14 protein-coding genes are annotated in these 14,573 nt (G+C 58.4%); 7 read left to right on the top strand and 7 right to left on the bottom strand.

Annotated features, from left to right (window positions below; translation table 11 throughout):
- From sctR to sctL, 5 genes are all read right to left on the bottom strand, one after another.
- Complete coding sequence (sctR, locus tag EJ070_RS00615) at positions 1-666, bottom strand: type III secretion system export apparatus subunit SctR (RefSeq protein WP_029354851.1); 666 nt, start codon at positions 664-666, stop codon at positions 1-3.
- On the bottom strand, positions 659-1,687 hold the full coding sequence (gene sctQ, locus EJ070_RS00610) for a type III secretion system cytoplasmic ring protein SctQ (RefSeq protein ID WP_187331393.1): 1,029 nt from the start codon (positions 1,685-1,687) through the stop codon (positions 659-661). Before sctQ ends, sctR begins: the two co-directional genes overlap by 8 nt.
- Before the next feature lie 89 nt (positions 1,688-1,776).
- Positions 1,777-2,289, bottom strand: a complete 513-nt coding sequence (locus EJ070_RS00605; RefSeq protein WP_091595843.1) for a hypothetical protein — start codon at positions 2,287-2,289, stop codon at positions 1,777-1,779.
- Positions 2,265-3,623 (bottom strand): type III secretion system ATPase SctN, encoded by a 1,359-nt coding sequence (gene sctN, locus EJ070_RS00600; protein WP_024505372.1) that lies wholly within the window; start codon positions 3,621-3,623, stop codon positions 2,265-2,267. The genes EJ070_RS00605 and sctN overlap by 25 nt, the downstream gene beginning before the upstream one ends.
- Entirely contained in the window at positions 3,620-4,243 is a 624-nt protein-coding gene (gene sctL / locus EJ070_RS00595) for a type III secretion system stator protein SctL (RefSeq protein WP_091595841.1), read from the bottom strand. Before sctL ends, sctN begins: the two co-directional genes overlap by 4 nt.
- A gap of 170 nt (positions 4,244-4,413) precedes the next feature.
- Between sctL and EJ070_RS37345 the strand changes: the two genes are divergently transcribed.
- The gene (locus EJ070_RS37345) at positions 4,414-4,635 is read left to right on the top strand and encodes a hypothetical protein (RefSeq protein WP_029354860.1); all 222 of its coding nucleotides are present in this window, start codon (positions 4,414-4,416) and stop codon (positions 4,633-4,635) included.
- A 244-nt stretch (positions 4,636-4,879) separates the two neighbouring features.
- On the opposite strand, the gene sctJ is transcribed toward EJ070_RS37345, so the two are convergent.
- A complete protein-coding gene (sctJ, locus tag EJ070_RS00585) occupies positions 4,880-5,716 on the bottom strand; it encodes a type III secretion inner membrane ring lipoprotein SctJ (protein ID WP_281033078.1) in 837 nt (278 codons plus the stop codon).
- Positions 5,717-5,752: 36 nt separating this feature from the next.
- Complete coding sequence (locus EJ070_RS00580) at positions 5,753-6,262, bottom strand: nodulation protein NolB (protein ID WP_126089916.1); 510 nt, start codon at positions 6,260-6,262, stop codon at positions 5,753-5,755.
- Positions 6,263-6,448: 186 nt separating this feature from the next.
- On the opposite strand from EJ070_RS00580, the gene EJ070_RS00575 reads away from it, so the two are divergent.
- From EJ070_RS00575 to EJ070_RS00545, 6 genes are all read left to right on the top strand, one after another.
- Positions 6,449-7,147 carry a secretin N-terminal domain-containing protein gene (locus EJ070_RS00575; protein WP_091595837.1) on the top strand — a complete coding sequence of 233 codons (699 nt, stop codon included), beginning with the start codon at positions 6,449-6,451 and terminating at the stop codon, positions 7,145-7,147.
- Positions 7,148-7,574: 427 nt separating this feature from the next.
- A complete protein-coding gene (locus EJ070_RS00570; protein WP_245464983.1) occupies positions 7,575-9,386 on the top strand; it encodes an HrpF/NolX family T3SS translocon protein in 1,812 nt (603 codons plus the stop codon).
- A gap of 1,056 nt (positions 9,387-10,442) precedes the next feature.
- Positions 10,443-10,787, top strand: a complete 345-nt coding sequence (locus EJ070_RS37545) for a helix-turn-helix domain-containing protein (protein WP_091595831.1) — start codon at positions 10,443-10,445, stop codon at positions 10,785-10,787.
- A 37-nt stretch (positions 10,788-10,824) separates the two neighbouring features.
- On the top strand, positions 10,825-12,162 hold the full coding sequence (glyA, locus tag EJ070_RS00555; protein ID WP_091595829.1) for a serine hydroxymethyltransferase: 1,338 nt from the start codon (positions 10,825-10,827) through the stop codon (positions 12,160-12,162).
- Between the two features lie 57 nt (positions 12,163-12,219).
- Entirely contained in the window at positions 12,220-13,395 is a 1,176-nt protein-coding gene (metK, locus tag EJ070_RS00550; protein WP_063169265.1) for a methionine adenosyltransferase, read from the top strand.
- Positions 13,396-13,414: 19 nt separating this feature from the next.
- Positions 13,415-14,509 (top strand): adenosine kinase, encoded by a 1,095-nt coding sequence (locus EJ070_RS00545; RefSeq protein ID WP_245316490.1) that lies wholly within the window; start codon positions 13,415-13,417, stop codon positions 14,507-14,509.
- The last annotated feature ends 64 nt before the right edge of the window (positions 14,510-14,573 follow it).

Genomic DNA, 14,573 nt, shown 5'->3' with positions numbered 1-14,573 from the left:
TCAGCCTCCCGGTAACGTATAACTCAGCACAAGCCCATGCATCAATTTTGACCAACCATCAATGGCAACAAACAAAAAGATCTTGAACGGGACAGATATAACAGTTGGTGAGACCATCGACATACCCATTGCCATCAAGATAGTTGTCACTATCAGATCTATAACAATAAAAGGCAGATAAAGTAGAAATCCTATCTCAAATCCGCGCTTCAATTCTGATAGCAAGAAAGACGGTACAAGTATTGCAAAGTCATCAGGCGTGGCTGCAGCGTGCATTTCCTCTGGCCAGACCTTTTCTGTCGAAGATAGGAAAAATCGCCGCTGCTCTTCATTTGTGAATTTCTTGAGATGCTCGCGCAAGGGCTCACTTCCGGCTTTAGCGGCGCTTACCCAGTCGTCGAATGTCTGATAGTGGAGCTTGGGATCCGACATGCGGTCATAGGTCTGCTCAGCAACGGGCGCACTAACGAACATAGTGAGGATCATCGCCGCGGCGTACAGCACCACATTGGGTGGTATGGTCTGGGTCCCGAGCGCATTGCGGACGAGGAAAAGAACAATTGATACCTTTACAAAGGCCGTTGTCGTGGCAACTGCTAAAACCAGCAGACCGAGTCCGGCGGTAACCGCAAGAAGCGCCAGGATTGTCGGCTGAGCTTCACTCATTGCATGCAAACCCGCCACGGAGCCTGATGCCCAGCTCTTCTCCGATGCGGACAATGTCGCCACGCCCGATACGCTGACCATTGGCCACTATGTCGACCGGGCCGTCGATCGGCCATCCAAGTTCAAAAATATGCCCTTCGCCGGCACTTCTTAATTCCCCAAGAGAAATAGGCCAGCGGCCGCATTCAAAGACAAGCACGATCTCGACATCGTCGAGATCCTTAGTAAGCTCCAGTTGCGATCCGGGTTGTGTCATATGCGCATTCTCCAAAGGACACGGTCGCGGGCGGAAAGGCCCCCGCAAGATTAATTCATCGCCGTCAAGATCCGCCCCGGCGCACAACTGGCCGACAGCTAGGGTGATCTGGCCGCGGCCGAACGGCGCAATATCGGGCAACAATGCATCACCGACACATGCGCTTCGAAGAAGCGCCGCAGGAAGGCGAAGCGTGCCGACCTCTCCTGCAACAATGAGCGGGAGCTCTGGAGGCAGCCCGCCCAGCTGCCGCGGCAACTGGGCAAGCAGTTCGCCTAGCGCGCGAAACGCAGGCGGTACTAAGCCGTCAAGAGGCGTGAACAGGAATAGACGGCCCTTGCCCTTGACCGCGCCGAAAATGATGTCGAGTTCAAGATGAGGAGCCAGCATCGTGGCTTCGCATACGCGCACGAGTTGCACGTTCAGACGCGTCGTCTCCTCCAGTCGAGTGACAAGCGGCTCAAGAGCGAGTTCGAGAATAAGCGAAGCAGTTGGCTCGGAAGGGAAGGCCAAGCCGTTCTGCACTGTCGTGATGAACTCCTCTACGAGCGGGCGCGACAGCGACAAGATGACCGTTTCGGCTCCCACTCTCCAGACGCAGTCAAGCATCGGAATGGCAGCAGGTTCCTGCTGCCAGACAAGCCCTGCCGTTCGCACCGATAGCGGCACCTCGTTGATCCGGCTTTGAAACGGCGTGCGGGGCGCTGCTGTATCATTGAGCCACGAGACAACCGTGCGGGACAGTTTCAGAACTGGTTCGAACATGGCGGGTGTGACCGCAGCGGCTATCAAAGACTGCACGGTCGTGTCATTCGGACGACCTCTTGCGACTGTCGGATCCGGTTGCGCGGCATTTAGGCAAGCGACCCCCTCGCATATTTCAGCAGTATCTCGTCGTCGGCCTCGATCTCGGCTGCGGCCTCCGAATGAGTTTCGACGGCGCGCCGCACGTCGTCCTCGATTTGTTGCCATTTGTCCCTTGCCGCCGAACATATGACCCATAGCTCCCTCGTCCTGGACGCCGCCATCTCAGCCTCCTCTTGAGCGATTTGGGCATCATCAAGCATCTGCCGCCTGGAAGTGATCTCAGCGGCAAGCTGTTCAGTGTGAAGGCGGTGACGGTCGAGCGCTGCGCTAGACAAGTTGTCGAGTGACATCAGATGCTGATAGAGCGCTGCTTCTGTTCTTGAACAATGTTGCTGTATCATTGCAAGCTCCCTAGCGGCATTTTGTACGGCTGAGGCGGCCACATCGCGCTGGGCTTCCTTCTTGGACAGCTCGCCAAGGGCACGACGCTCTTGCATTTCCTTCAGAAGCCGTAACCTCGAAGACTGAACCCAGTTCACGCGGTCAGACGCGACATCCATGCGACCGTCTCCTCGAAATCTGACGCGTCATCTTCGCTCTGGCGCAGAAACTCCCTCAGTTCGTCGATTGACGCGACGGCCCGGTCAGTCAGGGGATCTCCACCTGGCTTGTATTCGCCAACATTGATCAAGAACTCGGTCTCGGCATAGCGCGATAGGAGCTCGCGGAAAATGGATGCTGCCTTGCGATGTGTCCCCGAAACGACTGCATCCATGACGCGGCTGCGACTCTGCAGCACATCAATAGCGGGGAAATGCGATCGCGCCGCAATAGCGCGTGAGAGGATGACATGGCCATCGAGAATACCACGCGATTCCTCGGCGATTGGATCACCCGTGCCATCACCCTCTACAAGCACCGTATAGAAGGCCGTGATTGAGCCCCGCTCACCCATGCCGGCGCGCTCGAGCAGGCCTGGCAGCATGCCAAAAACGGAAGGAGGAAAGCCCCGTCGCGTCGGCGGCTCACCCGCAGCAAGGCCTATTTCGCGCATAGCGCGGCAGAAGCGCGTCAGCGAATCCAGCATGAGAGCAACGCGTAGGCCCTGATCGCGAAAATATTCCGCGAGCGCAGTCGCCATTGGAGCGCATTGCGCACGCTCCACCGCCGAGCGGTCGGAGGTTTCAACCACGACGACCGTACGGAGAAGGCCCTCTTCACCAAGATTCCTTTCGATGAATTCACGAACTTCCCGTCCACGTTCGCCTATGAGCGCCACTATGACGACGTCAGCGGCGGCACCCTTTACGATCTGTGACAACAGCGTCGACTTGCCACCACCTGGCTCGCCATAAATCCCGATCCGCTGGCCCTCGCCGCACGTCAGCAGACCATCGAGGACACGGACCCCAAGCGGGAATGGCCGCTCAATCATGCGCCTCGTCATCGGATTGGGGGCTCTGCCATGCAGGGGCCGAGTTTCGACGGTCTTGATTTCGCCTTTGCCGTCCAATGGGCGGCAACGACTGTCGATCACGCGACCGAGCAAATCGCCGCCGACGGGCACCTCACGCATTCGGCCAGTGGCCACGACCTCTGCGCGGCTGGATAGGCCCACCAAGTCCCCGATCGGTGTCAGCAATACACCATCACCCGACAGGCCGATCACCTCGGCCTCGAGCGACAGCCCGGTTCGCGGGTCCTCTAGGAGGCAAAGTTCCCCAATACGAGTATCTGGCAAGACGGCATGAACCAGTGTGCCGATAGCCCGCGTGATCCGACCGCGCACCGCACGCGTGTCAATTCGCTTGGCCGCAGCCCTCAAAGACGAGATTGCTGGAACGAGAGCTCGAGTGTCGGCGTCAGCGTTATGTTCTGGGACGGGCTTTCTCATAGCTCGCCTTTTTCACATAGCGTCCCGAAACCAAGGCGCAGCGCGCGCATCTGGGCGTCAAGTCCCAGGTCGACATTGCCGTACTCGCTCCACAGCACGCACCGTTGCGGCGACAACGTCGGGTCGGGCTCGATCCGCACCCTTGGTCGACCATCCTGGCCGTCGCATCGAGCAAACTCTCGTGCAAGCATGTCGACTTGCATGGGAGAAACATGAAGGCAAACTTCGGCGCCGCTGTATTGACACTCTATGGCGTGACGAACAGCCCTCACCAGTAGCTCGCCCGGATCGAAAGCGCCGATAAGATCGCTCAATATTTCCATCACGAGCTGCGGCAATTCCTGCTCCAGAGCCGCCTTTCGTCGCGCGATTTCGGAGATTGTCTCCGCAATCAGCCCTGCCATCTCCTCGGTGCCTGCATTCGAGCCCTCCATGTGGCCGCGCACCCACGCCCGCTGGTAAACGGCGCGTGCCCAGTTTCGAACGCGCTGCCGATGCCGTTCTGCCGCGGCAAGCGCTTGCGCGGCGCTGTGCCAGGTTTCGAGCTCGCTCGCGGGTATCAGTGGTCCGATTGGACGCATCTGCGGCGCTATTGGCCCCTCGGAAAGTTCGGCTGTCATTTCACCGGGGTCTCTGTCTCAAAATGAGCTAGTACAAGTGAAAGCAATTGGCCGGCGGCGGTCCAATGCTCAGGTGCTGGAGTCTCCGCGGCAGTCCCCTCGGGCAACCGAAGAAGCACGCGGTTACGCTCGGTCGCTGAACTGTCCTGGAGCCAAGCCCCAAGACATGCATGTCCATCGTATTCGATTTGCTGAGCGAGTTTTTCTGGGTCCGCGATCAGTCTGTTCTCAACGGCATGCAGCAGGTGTCGGATTCCGAATGCGTGTGCATCCACGCCGATGCGTTTAACAAGGATGGCAAGCTCAGGCTGAGAGACAAACGCGACCAGCGAACGGGCATGCCAGATACTACCAGCAAGAAGGGCAGCTCGATATGGATCGTGCCCGCGTAGAAGGTCCGGCCTGCAGCCGATGTGGTTCAGATCCACGTCATAGTTGCCCAGCAATTCTGCCAGCCTTGGATGCAGTCTGGAACACTTCTGCAACTTCACTAACGTTTCTGCCGATAACGCTGGATCAAGACGCGCCGCTAGACGGGTCGGATGGGCCGAAGCCGCAAGCTCGCTCGCGCCCGGAAAACGCAATTGGTGCGGACCATCAGGTCGGGCGGTCTGTATAGGCATTGGCAATGAGATGTCACCCACGTCCAATTGCAGGCATTCTTTTGCGAATGGCCTCGACAGCAGAAGCATCCCGGCGCCCCTCGACCTTGGAAACGCCGGTTGATTGCTTGCGCCGACGCGTAGCAACGCTGACCAAGAGATAACAGGCCACTGCGAATACGGCTGCGGCAAAACCTGTCACGGTCGCCAGAATTGGCGCAGGAAGAGGTGTTGATGCTTGTGGCAAAACAGCAGTCGGATCGGGCCGTTGCTCGTGTGCGGACCGTTCTACCGGCACCAAAACCACTTCCACCTTATCGTAGGACAAGCCTTCGATGCTGTCGGCTACCAGCATCTTTATCTTTGGCAGCAGAGCCGCGACATTTGTTTTGGCGTCGTGCCTGATAAACACCGCGGCCGAGGATGGCGTGGCGCCGGCTCGCACAAGGTCGTTATGCGGCAGCACGACGTGAACACGTACAGAAAAAACGCCATCGATATCGCTGATCGTCCGCGACAACTCTTCGCTCAGGGCATACACGTAACGGGCACGCTCCTCGGTCGGCGAGGCAATCAGGCCTGATCCTTGGAATATCTCACCGAGGTTCTTGAAGGATTGGCGCGGCAACCCCTTGGCGTTCAGAAGGTTGATTGAGAAGGCGAGCAGCTTTTCGTCAACCTGGATCGTGCTGGTCCCATCCTTGGCGACCACCCGGATCGCGGCGACCCCGTTGTCTTCAAGAAGTGCGAGCATTTCATTTGCCTCACGCTCTTGCAATTGCGTGTAGAGGTCGGTTTTGCAAGCACTGAGGGCGACGAGAACTAGCAGCATGACAAGTCTAACCGACCGCCACCCTGACAGGCCACGCATGATTTCGCCCTCGGCCAAGCCAATCATGCGCGCGGTTCAGCCTTCCTTCAAAAGTTTATTCACGGATGATGTGACGCCGCTGACGCCTTTGGAGATAAGCGCCACCTGGGTGACGCCGTTGTAAACATCCCGAAGACCAGCCATCATCGTTTCGAAGTCTTGCCCTTGTTGAGGAATGCCCGAGATTCCGGTTCCCGCCTCACCTGCGACGGGAAGCTTCTGCGCCGGTCCCGGTAGAGCGCCCTTCGAAAGGGCTATGTCATGGTCGAGCGCGGGGAAGGAAACAGTGTTGTGTGGATATAGGGAGGAAATCGTCTGCAACACGCGATCGCCCATGCCGCTCGTCGGCGCAGCCGCGCGCTGAACATCCATCGCCGCAGCAACTGGCGCCGCACTCGCTGGCCCCGCGGCGGCATCGTTTTTCAGCGAGTCGGCTGCATGCCCTAAGGCGCGCTCAAACTGGGCCTGCTCGACAATCGACGGTGATCCGACCCTGGGGAGGCCAGCCGTTAGAGTGGCAGAGATCGACGTGACAGGCATCATCATGTAAGGACTCGGTTGCTCTCTCTGACCGGGCGAGCCCCGCCCATTCATCACCCGGTGTCGGCGCAACACTCCTAGGGGGGCAAGCTGACAACAAGCTGACTAACGGCGGCGTCATTTCGACATCTAAAATCTCTTCGGCAATTTAGTCACTTGTGATGATTTCAGCGTTTGGTTTATCAGTGCGACATGCCGAGAACGCTTATCCAACCCGTCACCCTGCATGTTTTGAGACTTCTCTGTGCCGGGTTTTTTCTGTCCACCGGGATTCACCCGGCGCACGCAGTCCCGCTGTCCCTTCCGGCGACACCCTATAGATACACGGTTCTGGATCAGGAACTCGCTGCAGCGTTGCAGGAATTCGGCAACAACCTGAATATCAGGGTCAACATCAGTCCTGCGGTGAAGGGGCGAATTCGCGGACGTATGCCTGATTTGCCACCGCGCGCGTTCCTCGACCGCTTGACGAACCTTTACGGTCTCCAATGGTACTATGACGGCCTTGTGCTCTATGTGTCTGCTGCACAAGAATCGCAAACTCGAATGCTTTTGATGACGTCGATTCGCTTCGATGCGTTCAAGGGGGCTCTCGACAAGCTTGATATCTCCGACGAGCGCTATGTGGTCAAACCCGTGCCAGGCAATGGCCTCGTCTTCGTTTCCGGTCCACCGCGCTTCGTCGCACTCGTGGAGCAGACCTTTAACGGCTTGGTGGCGGAGGCGCAGGCGCAGACTCACATAGCGGCCACGCCAAAGGAATCAGTGCTGATCTTGTTTCGCGGCTCCTCCACTACGGTCGTTCGCGACGGACGACCGGATGCTTCTTATTCTTCTGACATCCCACAACAGGATAGCGTTGGCGGGAAGCCTGAGCTGGGCAAGAAATGAACATTGAGGATTTGCCGCAGCTCTGAAGAACATGACTGCGGCTACCCCTTTGTGAACTCTTCGCAAACTCGTCAGTTTCTCGAAAGCTAATCCGCTCATGATGAGTCCCGGCAGCTCTCGCGGTGACTCCGGCCATTGTGTTGGACCGAACCTTGGAGCCGGCCCGGAACACAGCAATTGAAGGCAGGGCAGGCGCATTCGTGACCTGCCGACGCTTGGAATTGTCGAATTTTGTGAAACGCAAGGGATCTTCTGTCGGGGTCTCTTGTGGGGATTTCAACGTCACGTCTGAGGATGCACAATGTCGGCCAGCAATCTTTCAACTTTCTACCGCTCAAATTCGCTACAGTCCGCAAGGGGTTGGCCGGGCCTGAAAGTTTCCCATTTTGCGACCCAGCATCAGCAAAGTGCATCGTGCTTCGAAGCGATGCTGTCCACTTGTGTGCTGGCAAACAAGCCCGGCTCTTTCGCGCAAGGGGATCTGCCAACGTCGAATCTTGATTCGACAATGGATAAATTGCGGCAGGACCCTTTGGGCCATCTGGCACCGGATGTCGAATGGACATTGAAGGGCTTGGAGCAACACCCACTGGATCTGCTGCCGCCACATATGAGGGCGGCTCTCAAGGAGGACCAATCGCAACGCTCCAAGGCGACTGAAGCCCAACATCTGCTCCGCGTCACCCCGAAGATCGAGCCGGCTCCCAGGCCGAGCCCCGGAATCACGTGGAACGGTGGGTCGCTGACCACGGCTGAGTTGCAGATTGTTGCGGTACTCAACCGTCACAAGGACCAATGCCCGCTTAGTTGGAAGTCGTTGACCGAGAAAGCCAATGATCCCTCTACGCCACCGGATCTGAAAGCGGCGATCAAGGGACTGCAGCAGGATTCGGGACTTTTTTATGCGATTGGCTCGCAGGGCGACGGCCGCTGTGGAGGCAAGATCAACGCCAAGGACTTGGCCGGATTTTCAAACCACCACCCACAAGTTGCTGCATTTCAGGAAGCCCAAGCGCAAAGCTACGAGCAGAACTACATACCATCCGACGGCAGCGGAGGTTTGCAGCCTTCGGTCATGACCTTGAGCGATGCCTTGCGGGAGTTTTACCGGTACTCCGAAAATCTGTCCAAGGACCTGAGTCTGGATGAGTTCAAGAAAATGGTCGGCGGCGAATCGAAAAACGGCAAATTTCCGCCCCAGGTCATTGCGGCGGCGCAATATTTCCTCGATCACCCCGATGCTTGGAACCAGTTGTGCGGTGGCTCGAAAGGGAAGATGCACAAAGAGGATTTCCTGCAAGTCGCCTCATCGTCGATGAGCCTCACGCAAACTGAGCTGAATACGGTCGAGATGATCAAGGACCATCAGGACACGTTCTTTGGAAGCGGTGTTCTGACTCGCGACAAACTGGCGAAAATGAAAGACGACAAGAGCCTTGATCCGAAAGTGCGGGAAGCAGCCTCTCAGCTCCTTTCAGATCCTCTTTTGTTTGGCCTCCTGAACAATTCGATCACGGGCTATAAGACCCATCATAAATTCTTCGACTTTGGCGGCGGGCATACGGTTGATTCCGGCAATATCAGCAAAAAAGACTTTGCCCATTTTTGCACAAACATGTCGTCTGCGAACCGCAACGTTCAGCAGCCAATCACCCACGGCGCCCAAACCGCAGAAGAGCAGAATGCCGTCGCGGACATGAAGATGGGCCTGATGGACCAGCCTGACATTAAGTCAGCCAAAAAGAACGGCGGGGCCGTCATGCACGTCGTCGACTCCGTGCTCAAAATCGAGACGAAAGTGCTCGACTTGGCGGCAACGGCGGTGGGACTGCTCAGCTTCATTCCGGGCCTCGGACAAGTAGCCGATCTTGCCTCGATGGTTCTCGAGGCTGAGTCGCAAGCAGCCAATCTCCTGCGTACGGCCATTAACGGAGGCGATATGAAGCGAGCGCTGGAGGAAGCTGGCCTCAATATGGCCGCGCAGGCGATCGGCCTTATCGCAGGCCCCGAGGTCAAGCTGGCCATTCGAAATGGGCTCGTAAAGCACCTGATGGAAGAGGCCTTGGCGGCAGGCATTGATCTTTCGGTCTCGACGGCGCAGGACTACGCAGAAGGCTATGTGAATAACCTCCAAGCGCGCCTTGCAGGCGGCCCTGAGCAAAACCTAGGCCTTCCGAGCATGCCATCATTCCAGAGTGTGGCAAGCAATGTGCCCTTCGTCGGCATTGCCTTATCCTAGCCGTCGCCTTGCGCGGAAGCTTTGGCTCGCGCGCTGAGATAAGGGTCATTGTGGCACAAGCAGGGGTTCATCCGCATCAACGCAAGCGGTGTTCCTGACGCCATCTTGATCGGACTGTGAGGGAGATGTCCGAAGTCTGTGAAGGCTTCGGTATATGACGACTTCAGAGTTACGCTGAGCCCAGCCATCTCGAGCCGGTGCGCCGGGTCGAGGTTTTCACGGGCGCCGGCCGGCAGCGGGAATGGTCTCCGGAAGGCACGGCGCGGATGGTGGCGGAGCTGGCGCAGCCGAAGGAACGGCTGTCGCGCGCCCAGGGCGGCCTCCCGAACAGCCAGACGATGATCTCCTGCGGCCTATATCCTTGTGCCCACGCTCAAGGCAGTCGGCTGAAAACAGCGCTGATTTAAAACAGCATTATCCTGCACTGCACCCTCGATCCTTGCGCTCACCGATCGCTCGTCGACACGCACGCGGTCAAGTCGTTATCGGCGCTATGCCGATGGGCTTCGAGAGCAAGGTGGACGCTGAGCGGTGCGTCAGCCTCAGGGCGCGGCTGGCCAGCTTTGGGTCTCACGCTCTATGACGGCAACACCCGGCTGATCCACTTGGCCTGTTCGGGGGCTCCCGGCAGCGGCGCGGAAGCCACGGTCCGCCTTCCTCGGCTTCAGGCCAAAGACACCGCAGCATGCTCCAGAGCTATGTCTGCCGCCTTCGCCCCATCGTCGCTGGTCATGTGGAAAGGACAAGCAGGCTACGCACCCCATAATCCCGTCGGGCAGGATTCGACAGTCGACGGCGAGACATTCGCCAAACCTCACCCTTGATTCTCAGCAACGTTAAAAAAAATTCACATAATGTTCGTGAGCGTAGTCTCCTGTCAGGTGGTACATTAGCCCCAATATCTGGCGTCTTAGTCGTAGAAAGGACTGTGATCCATCTTCCATTAGCATCCATACCAGCGGATTTACAGCAAATGACGAGAAGAGATCTCATGCGGATTGATGGGGATAGAAGGGCTAGCGGCTTGCTGCATCCCGTCCGGGTTGATGCCAACCAATGTTGACACTGGTAAATCGCGTAAGGACGGCAGCGCATCTTGATCGCCTTCGAATCCTGGGCCTTTGCGCGCATGCGGATCTAACCGTCGGCGAGCTGGCCGATATTACCAGTCTGCCTCGCGAGCAGGTTCGACGCCACGTCCGGCGGCTGGTCAGAGCCAACTTTCTTTGCTGCAACGAACAACGTCCGCAGTCTTCGTACCATATGCAAGCAGGAGGCAAGGATGGCGGGCTGGCTCAATTGGTGGTCGATCTCCTGCCCCACGATGATGGTCATCATAAAAGAGACCTACAACGCCTGGAAGCAATACAAGACGCGCGGTTGAAGGGACCGCCTGCTTGATCGTGAAATAGATCAGTCCAAATGGAGCGCGACTACCATGGATAACTCCGCCGGCGGCGCCATCGCGCAGCCCGACACTTACGGGCGGCCTCACTTAGCCGCCGTCGACTCCCGCGTTCGCGAACTGCTTCTAAGACAGGAGCGCCAGGAGCGGACAACTCTCAAACTGATCGCCTCCGAGAACTTTGCCTCCTCGGCGGTGTTGGAAGCGACCGGGTCGATTTTCACCAACAAGTATGCCGAGGGATACCCCGGTGCGCGCTACTACGCCGGAAACGAGATCGTCGATGAGCTTGAGACCCTCGCGATCGAGCGCCTGAAAGCGCTATTTGGCAGTGAACACGCCAACGTCCAGCCTTATTCAGGCTCGCCAGCCAACCAGGCTGTCTATCGCGCGCTTTTGAGCCCCCGTGACAAAGTGATGGGCTTGCCTTTACCCGAAGGCGGCCATCTGACTCACGGTTGGTCCGTCAATTTTTCCGGCAGCGATTATCAGCGCGTCCCGTACAGGCTGCACGAAAAGACACAGCAAATTGACTATGACCACTTGCGCGAGACCGCCAAGCGGGAACGCCCGAAGCTAATTTGGGTCGGCGGAACTGCTTATCCGCGTATTTTTGACTACGCGGCAATGGCCGAAATTGCTTCGGAGGTGAACTCGTATCTGGTGGCTGACATCGCCCACATCAGCGGCCTGGTTGTCGCAGGAGTGCATCCGAACCCCGTGCCCCATTGCGATGTGGTCACCAGCACCTCTCACAAGTCGATCCGCGGTCCCCGGGGTGGCTTCATTTTATCAAGGAATGAAGACCGTTATCAGCCCCTCCATCATCCGAAGAGCAAACACAATCTGGCCAAACGTATAGACCGCGCCGTGTTCCCTCTTCTGCAAGGCGGACCGCATATGAATACTATCGCCGCGCTTGCCGTCGCTTTGCAGGAAGCAGCGAACTCGTCCTTTCGTGTCTACGGTCAGCAGATCGTCCACAACGCCAAGGCTCTGGCCCAGGCGCTTCTGGAGCGAGGTTATGAACTCGTCACCGGGGGCACTGACAATCACATGCTGATCCTTGATCTTCGGGACCGGCCGCTGTCAGGCAAAGCCTATGCGGAGCGATTATCGCGTGCAGGCATCATTGCGAATTTCAATATGGTCCCGGGCGACCGGCGGCATCCGGCGCTGACAAGCGGCATCCGCTTAGGGACACCAGCGGTGACGTCCATGGGCATGCGCGAAACGGAGATGGTGCAGATCGCCGCTTTCATCGACTCGGTCTGCCGCCAGCCCGATGACCAGGAAGTTCATGCGAGCGTACGAAGAGACGTTGCCGACTTCTGCACTGCGTTCGATGTTCCCGGCATCCCCGACCGATAAGCCACCCCAATCCAGAAACTCCTCACTAACTCCAGCACTTGAAGCGAGGGCATTTTTATGACCAGGCAGTTCGTGTTCTCTTCCGAATCCGTCGGCGCGGGACACCCCGATAAGATGGCAGACAACATCTCCGATGCCATTCTCGATGCGGTCCTGCGCACCGATCCGAAGGCGCGCGTCGCCTGTGAAGTGTTGGTGAAGACGGGGATGGTCGTTGTGGCTGGCGAGATCACCAGCCATGCCCACATCGATTACAGCCAAGTCGCCCGCGATACGATACTCGATATTGGCTACGACGATGATGCGATTGGCTTTGATGGTCGACGTTGCGCCGTCGTTCTGGCCCTCACCGAGCAGTCGCCCGACATAAGCCAGGGCGTTGATGAAGGACGAGGGCAGGATCTCGGGCAGGGGGCAGGGGATCAGGGCATCATGTTTGGATTCGCATGCAACGAGACGGATACATTGATGCCCCTGCCGATCCAACTCGCTCACCATTTGACGAAAAGACAGGCCGAGGTCCGGAAAGCGGGACAGCTTGGCTGGCTGCGTCCGGACGTGAAATCTCAAGTGTCCGTACGCTACGAAGGGCTCCGCCCGGTGGCGCTGGATACCATAGTCCTGTCGACGCAGCATGACGAAGCGGTCTCACAAGCCACGGTCCGCGAAGGCGTCATTGAGGAGATCATAAAACCGGTCCTGCCGGCCCACCTGGATACTTCGGGGATCAGATTTCTGGTCAACCCAACAGGGCGGTTCGTGGTCGGTGGGCCTGCCGGCGACTGCGGCCTCACAGGACGGAAGATCATCGTCGATTCCTACGGTGGGACCGGGCGTCACGGCGGCGGTGCCTTTTCGGGCAAGGACCCATCCAAGGTTGACCGCTCGGCGGCCTATGCCGCCCGGTATGTCGCGAAGAACATCGTTGCCAGCGGCCTTGCGGAGGTCTGCGAGGTTCAGCTTGCCTACGCGATCGGCGTGGCCAGTCCGGTTTCTGTCATGGTCAATACTTTCGGAACCGCAAGGATCGAGGAAAAAAGGATCGAGCGCCTTGTTCTCGAGGTTTTCAATCTCCGACCGAAAGGCATCATCAAGATGCTTGATCTCTTACGCCCGATATACCGCAAGACGGCGACATACGGACACTTCGGGCGTGAAGAGCCTGAGTTCACCTGGGAGAAGACGGACAAAGCTGACGATTTGCTGCGTGAAGCAGGACCGGCAGCTGCGTGAGGGCGGCTGGATCAAGCGCATGCGGCAACCCATTTCAACTCGCGAGACCACGCCCGGCCGGCATGGCAAGAAGCCGGCTCGGGTTTTTGGCGGAGATTTTGATGCGGATTATGACGTGCTCTGCATCGGTAATGCCATTGTCGACATCATCGCCCAGTGCGACGAGGCATTCCTCGAGACCAACGGCATCATCAAGGGAGCGATGAACCTCATCGACACAAGGCGCGCCGAGCTGCTCTACAGCCGCATGGGTCCGGCGATCGAGGCCTCCGGCGGCAGCGCCGGCAACACGGCGGCCGGCGTCGCCAGCTTTGGCGGCCGCGCCGCCTTCTTCGGCAAGGTCTCCAACGATGCGCTGGGCGAAATCTACGCCCACGACATCCATGCGCAAGGCGTCGCCTTCGACACCACGCCGCTCAAGGGTGAACCGCCGACGGCGCGCTCGATGATCTTCGTCACGCCCGACGGCGAGCGCTCGATGAACACCTATCTCGGCGCCTGCGTCGAGCTCGGGCCTGAGGATGTCGAGGCGGACAAGGCCTCTGGCGCCAAGGTCACCTATTTCGAAGGCTATCTGTGGGATCCGCCGCGCGCCAAGGAAGCAATCCGCCAGACGGCGATGCTGGCGCACGCGGCAGGCCGCGAAGTGTCGATGACCCTGTCGGATTCGTTCTGCGTCGACCGCTACCGCGACGAGTTCCTCGAGCTGATGCGTTCGGGTACCGTCGACATCGTCTTTGCCAACAGCCACGAGATCAAATCGCTTTACCAGACGGCGTCGTTCGACGAAGCGCTGGCGCAGATTCGCAAGGATTGCCGCATCGCCGCCGTGACCCGATCGGAAAAAGGCTCGGTGATCGTGCGCGGCGACGAGACCGTGGTGATCAAGGCGACCGCCATCAAGGAGCTGATCGACACGACGGGCGCCGGCGATCTCTATGCCGCCGGCTTCCTGCATGGCTACACGCAAGGCCGTGACTTGCAGACCTGCGGCGACCTTGGCTCACTGGCAGCCGGATTGGTGATCCAGCAGATCGGCCCCAGGCCCCGTCAGAATTTGCGCCGCGAGGCCGAGCAGGCGGGGCTGACCATTCCGGACGTTCAAACGAGTTAGTGGCCTACCTTCCCGTTGTGCAGGCTATCTCGCCAGAAGCGCAATCACGGAATAGGGAAATCCT

Source organism: Mesorhizobium sp. M1E.F.Ca.ET.045.02.1.1 (assembly GCF_003952485.1).
In the GTDB taxonomy this organism is placed as follows: domain Bacteria; phylum Pseudomonadota; class Alphaproteobacteria; order Rhizobiales; family Rhizobiaceae; genus Mesorhizobium.
Note: the sequence above shows the minus strand (reverse complement) of the source record. Positions and strands in the feature narration are given on the sequence as shown.

Excerpts from the sequence above, each read along its gene's own strand:
- sctR (WP_029354851.1), bottom strand. The coding sequence starts at position 666 with ATGAGTGAAGCTCAGCCGACAATCCTGGCGCTTCTTGCGGTTACCGCC.
- sctQ (WP_187331393.1), bottom strand. The coding sequence starts at position 1,687 with ATGTTCGAACCAGTTCTGAAACTGTCCCGCACGGTTGTCTCGTGGCTC.
- EJ070_RS00605 (WP_091595843.1), bottom strand. The coding sequence starts at position 2,289 with ATGGATGTCGCGTCTGACCGCGTGAACTGGGTTCAGTCTTCGAGGTTA.
- sctN (WP_024505372.1), bottom strand. The coding sequence starts at position 3,623 with ATGAGAAAGCCCGTCCCAGAACATAACGCTGACGCCGACACTCGAGCT.
- sctL (WP_091595841.1), bottom strand. The coding sequence starts at position 4,243 with ATGACAGCCGAACTTTCCGAGGGGCCAATAGCGCCGCAGATGCGTCCA.
- EJ070_RS37345 (WP_029354860.1), top strand. The coding sequence starts at position 4,414 with ATGTCCATCGTATTCGATTTGCTGAGCGAGTTTTTCTGGGTCCGCGAT.
- sctJ (WP_281033078.1), bottom strand. The coding sequence starts at position 5,716 with ATGCGTGGCCTGTCAGGGTGGCGGTCGGTTAGACTTGTCATGCTGCTA.
- EJ070_RS00580 (WP_126089916.1), bottom strand. The coding sequence starts at position 6,262 with ATGATGATGCCTGTCACGTCGATCTCTGCCACTCTAACGGCTGGCCTC.
- EJ070_RS00575 (WP_091595837.1), top strand. The coding sequence starts at position 6,449 with ATGCCGAGAACGCTTATCCAACCCGTCACCCTGCATGTTTTGAGACTT.
- EJ070_RS00570 (WP_245464983.1), top strand. The coding sequence starts at position 7,575 with ATGCTGTCCACTTGTGTGCTGGCAAACAAGCCCGGCTCTTTCGCGCAA.
- EJ070_RS37545 (WP_091595831.1), top strand. The coding sequence starts at position 10,443 with ATGTTGACACTGGTAAATCGCGTAAGGACGGCAGCGCATCTTGATCGC.
- glyA (WP_091595829.1), top strand. The coding sequence starts at position 10,825 with ATGGATAACTCCGCCGGCGGCGCCATCGCGCAGCCCGACACTTACGGG.
- metK (WP_063169265.1), top strand. The coding sequence starts at position 12,220 with ATGACCAGGCAGTTCGTGTTCTCTTCCGAATCCGTCGGCGCGGGACAC.
- EJ070_RS00545 (WP_245316490.1), top strand. The coding sequence starts at position 13,415 with ATGCGGCAACCCATTTCAACTCGCGAGACCACGCCCGGCCGGCATGGC.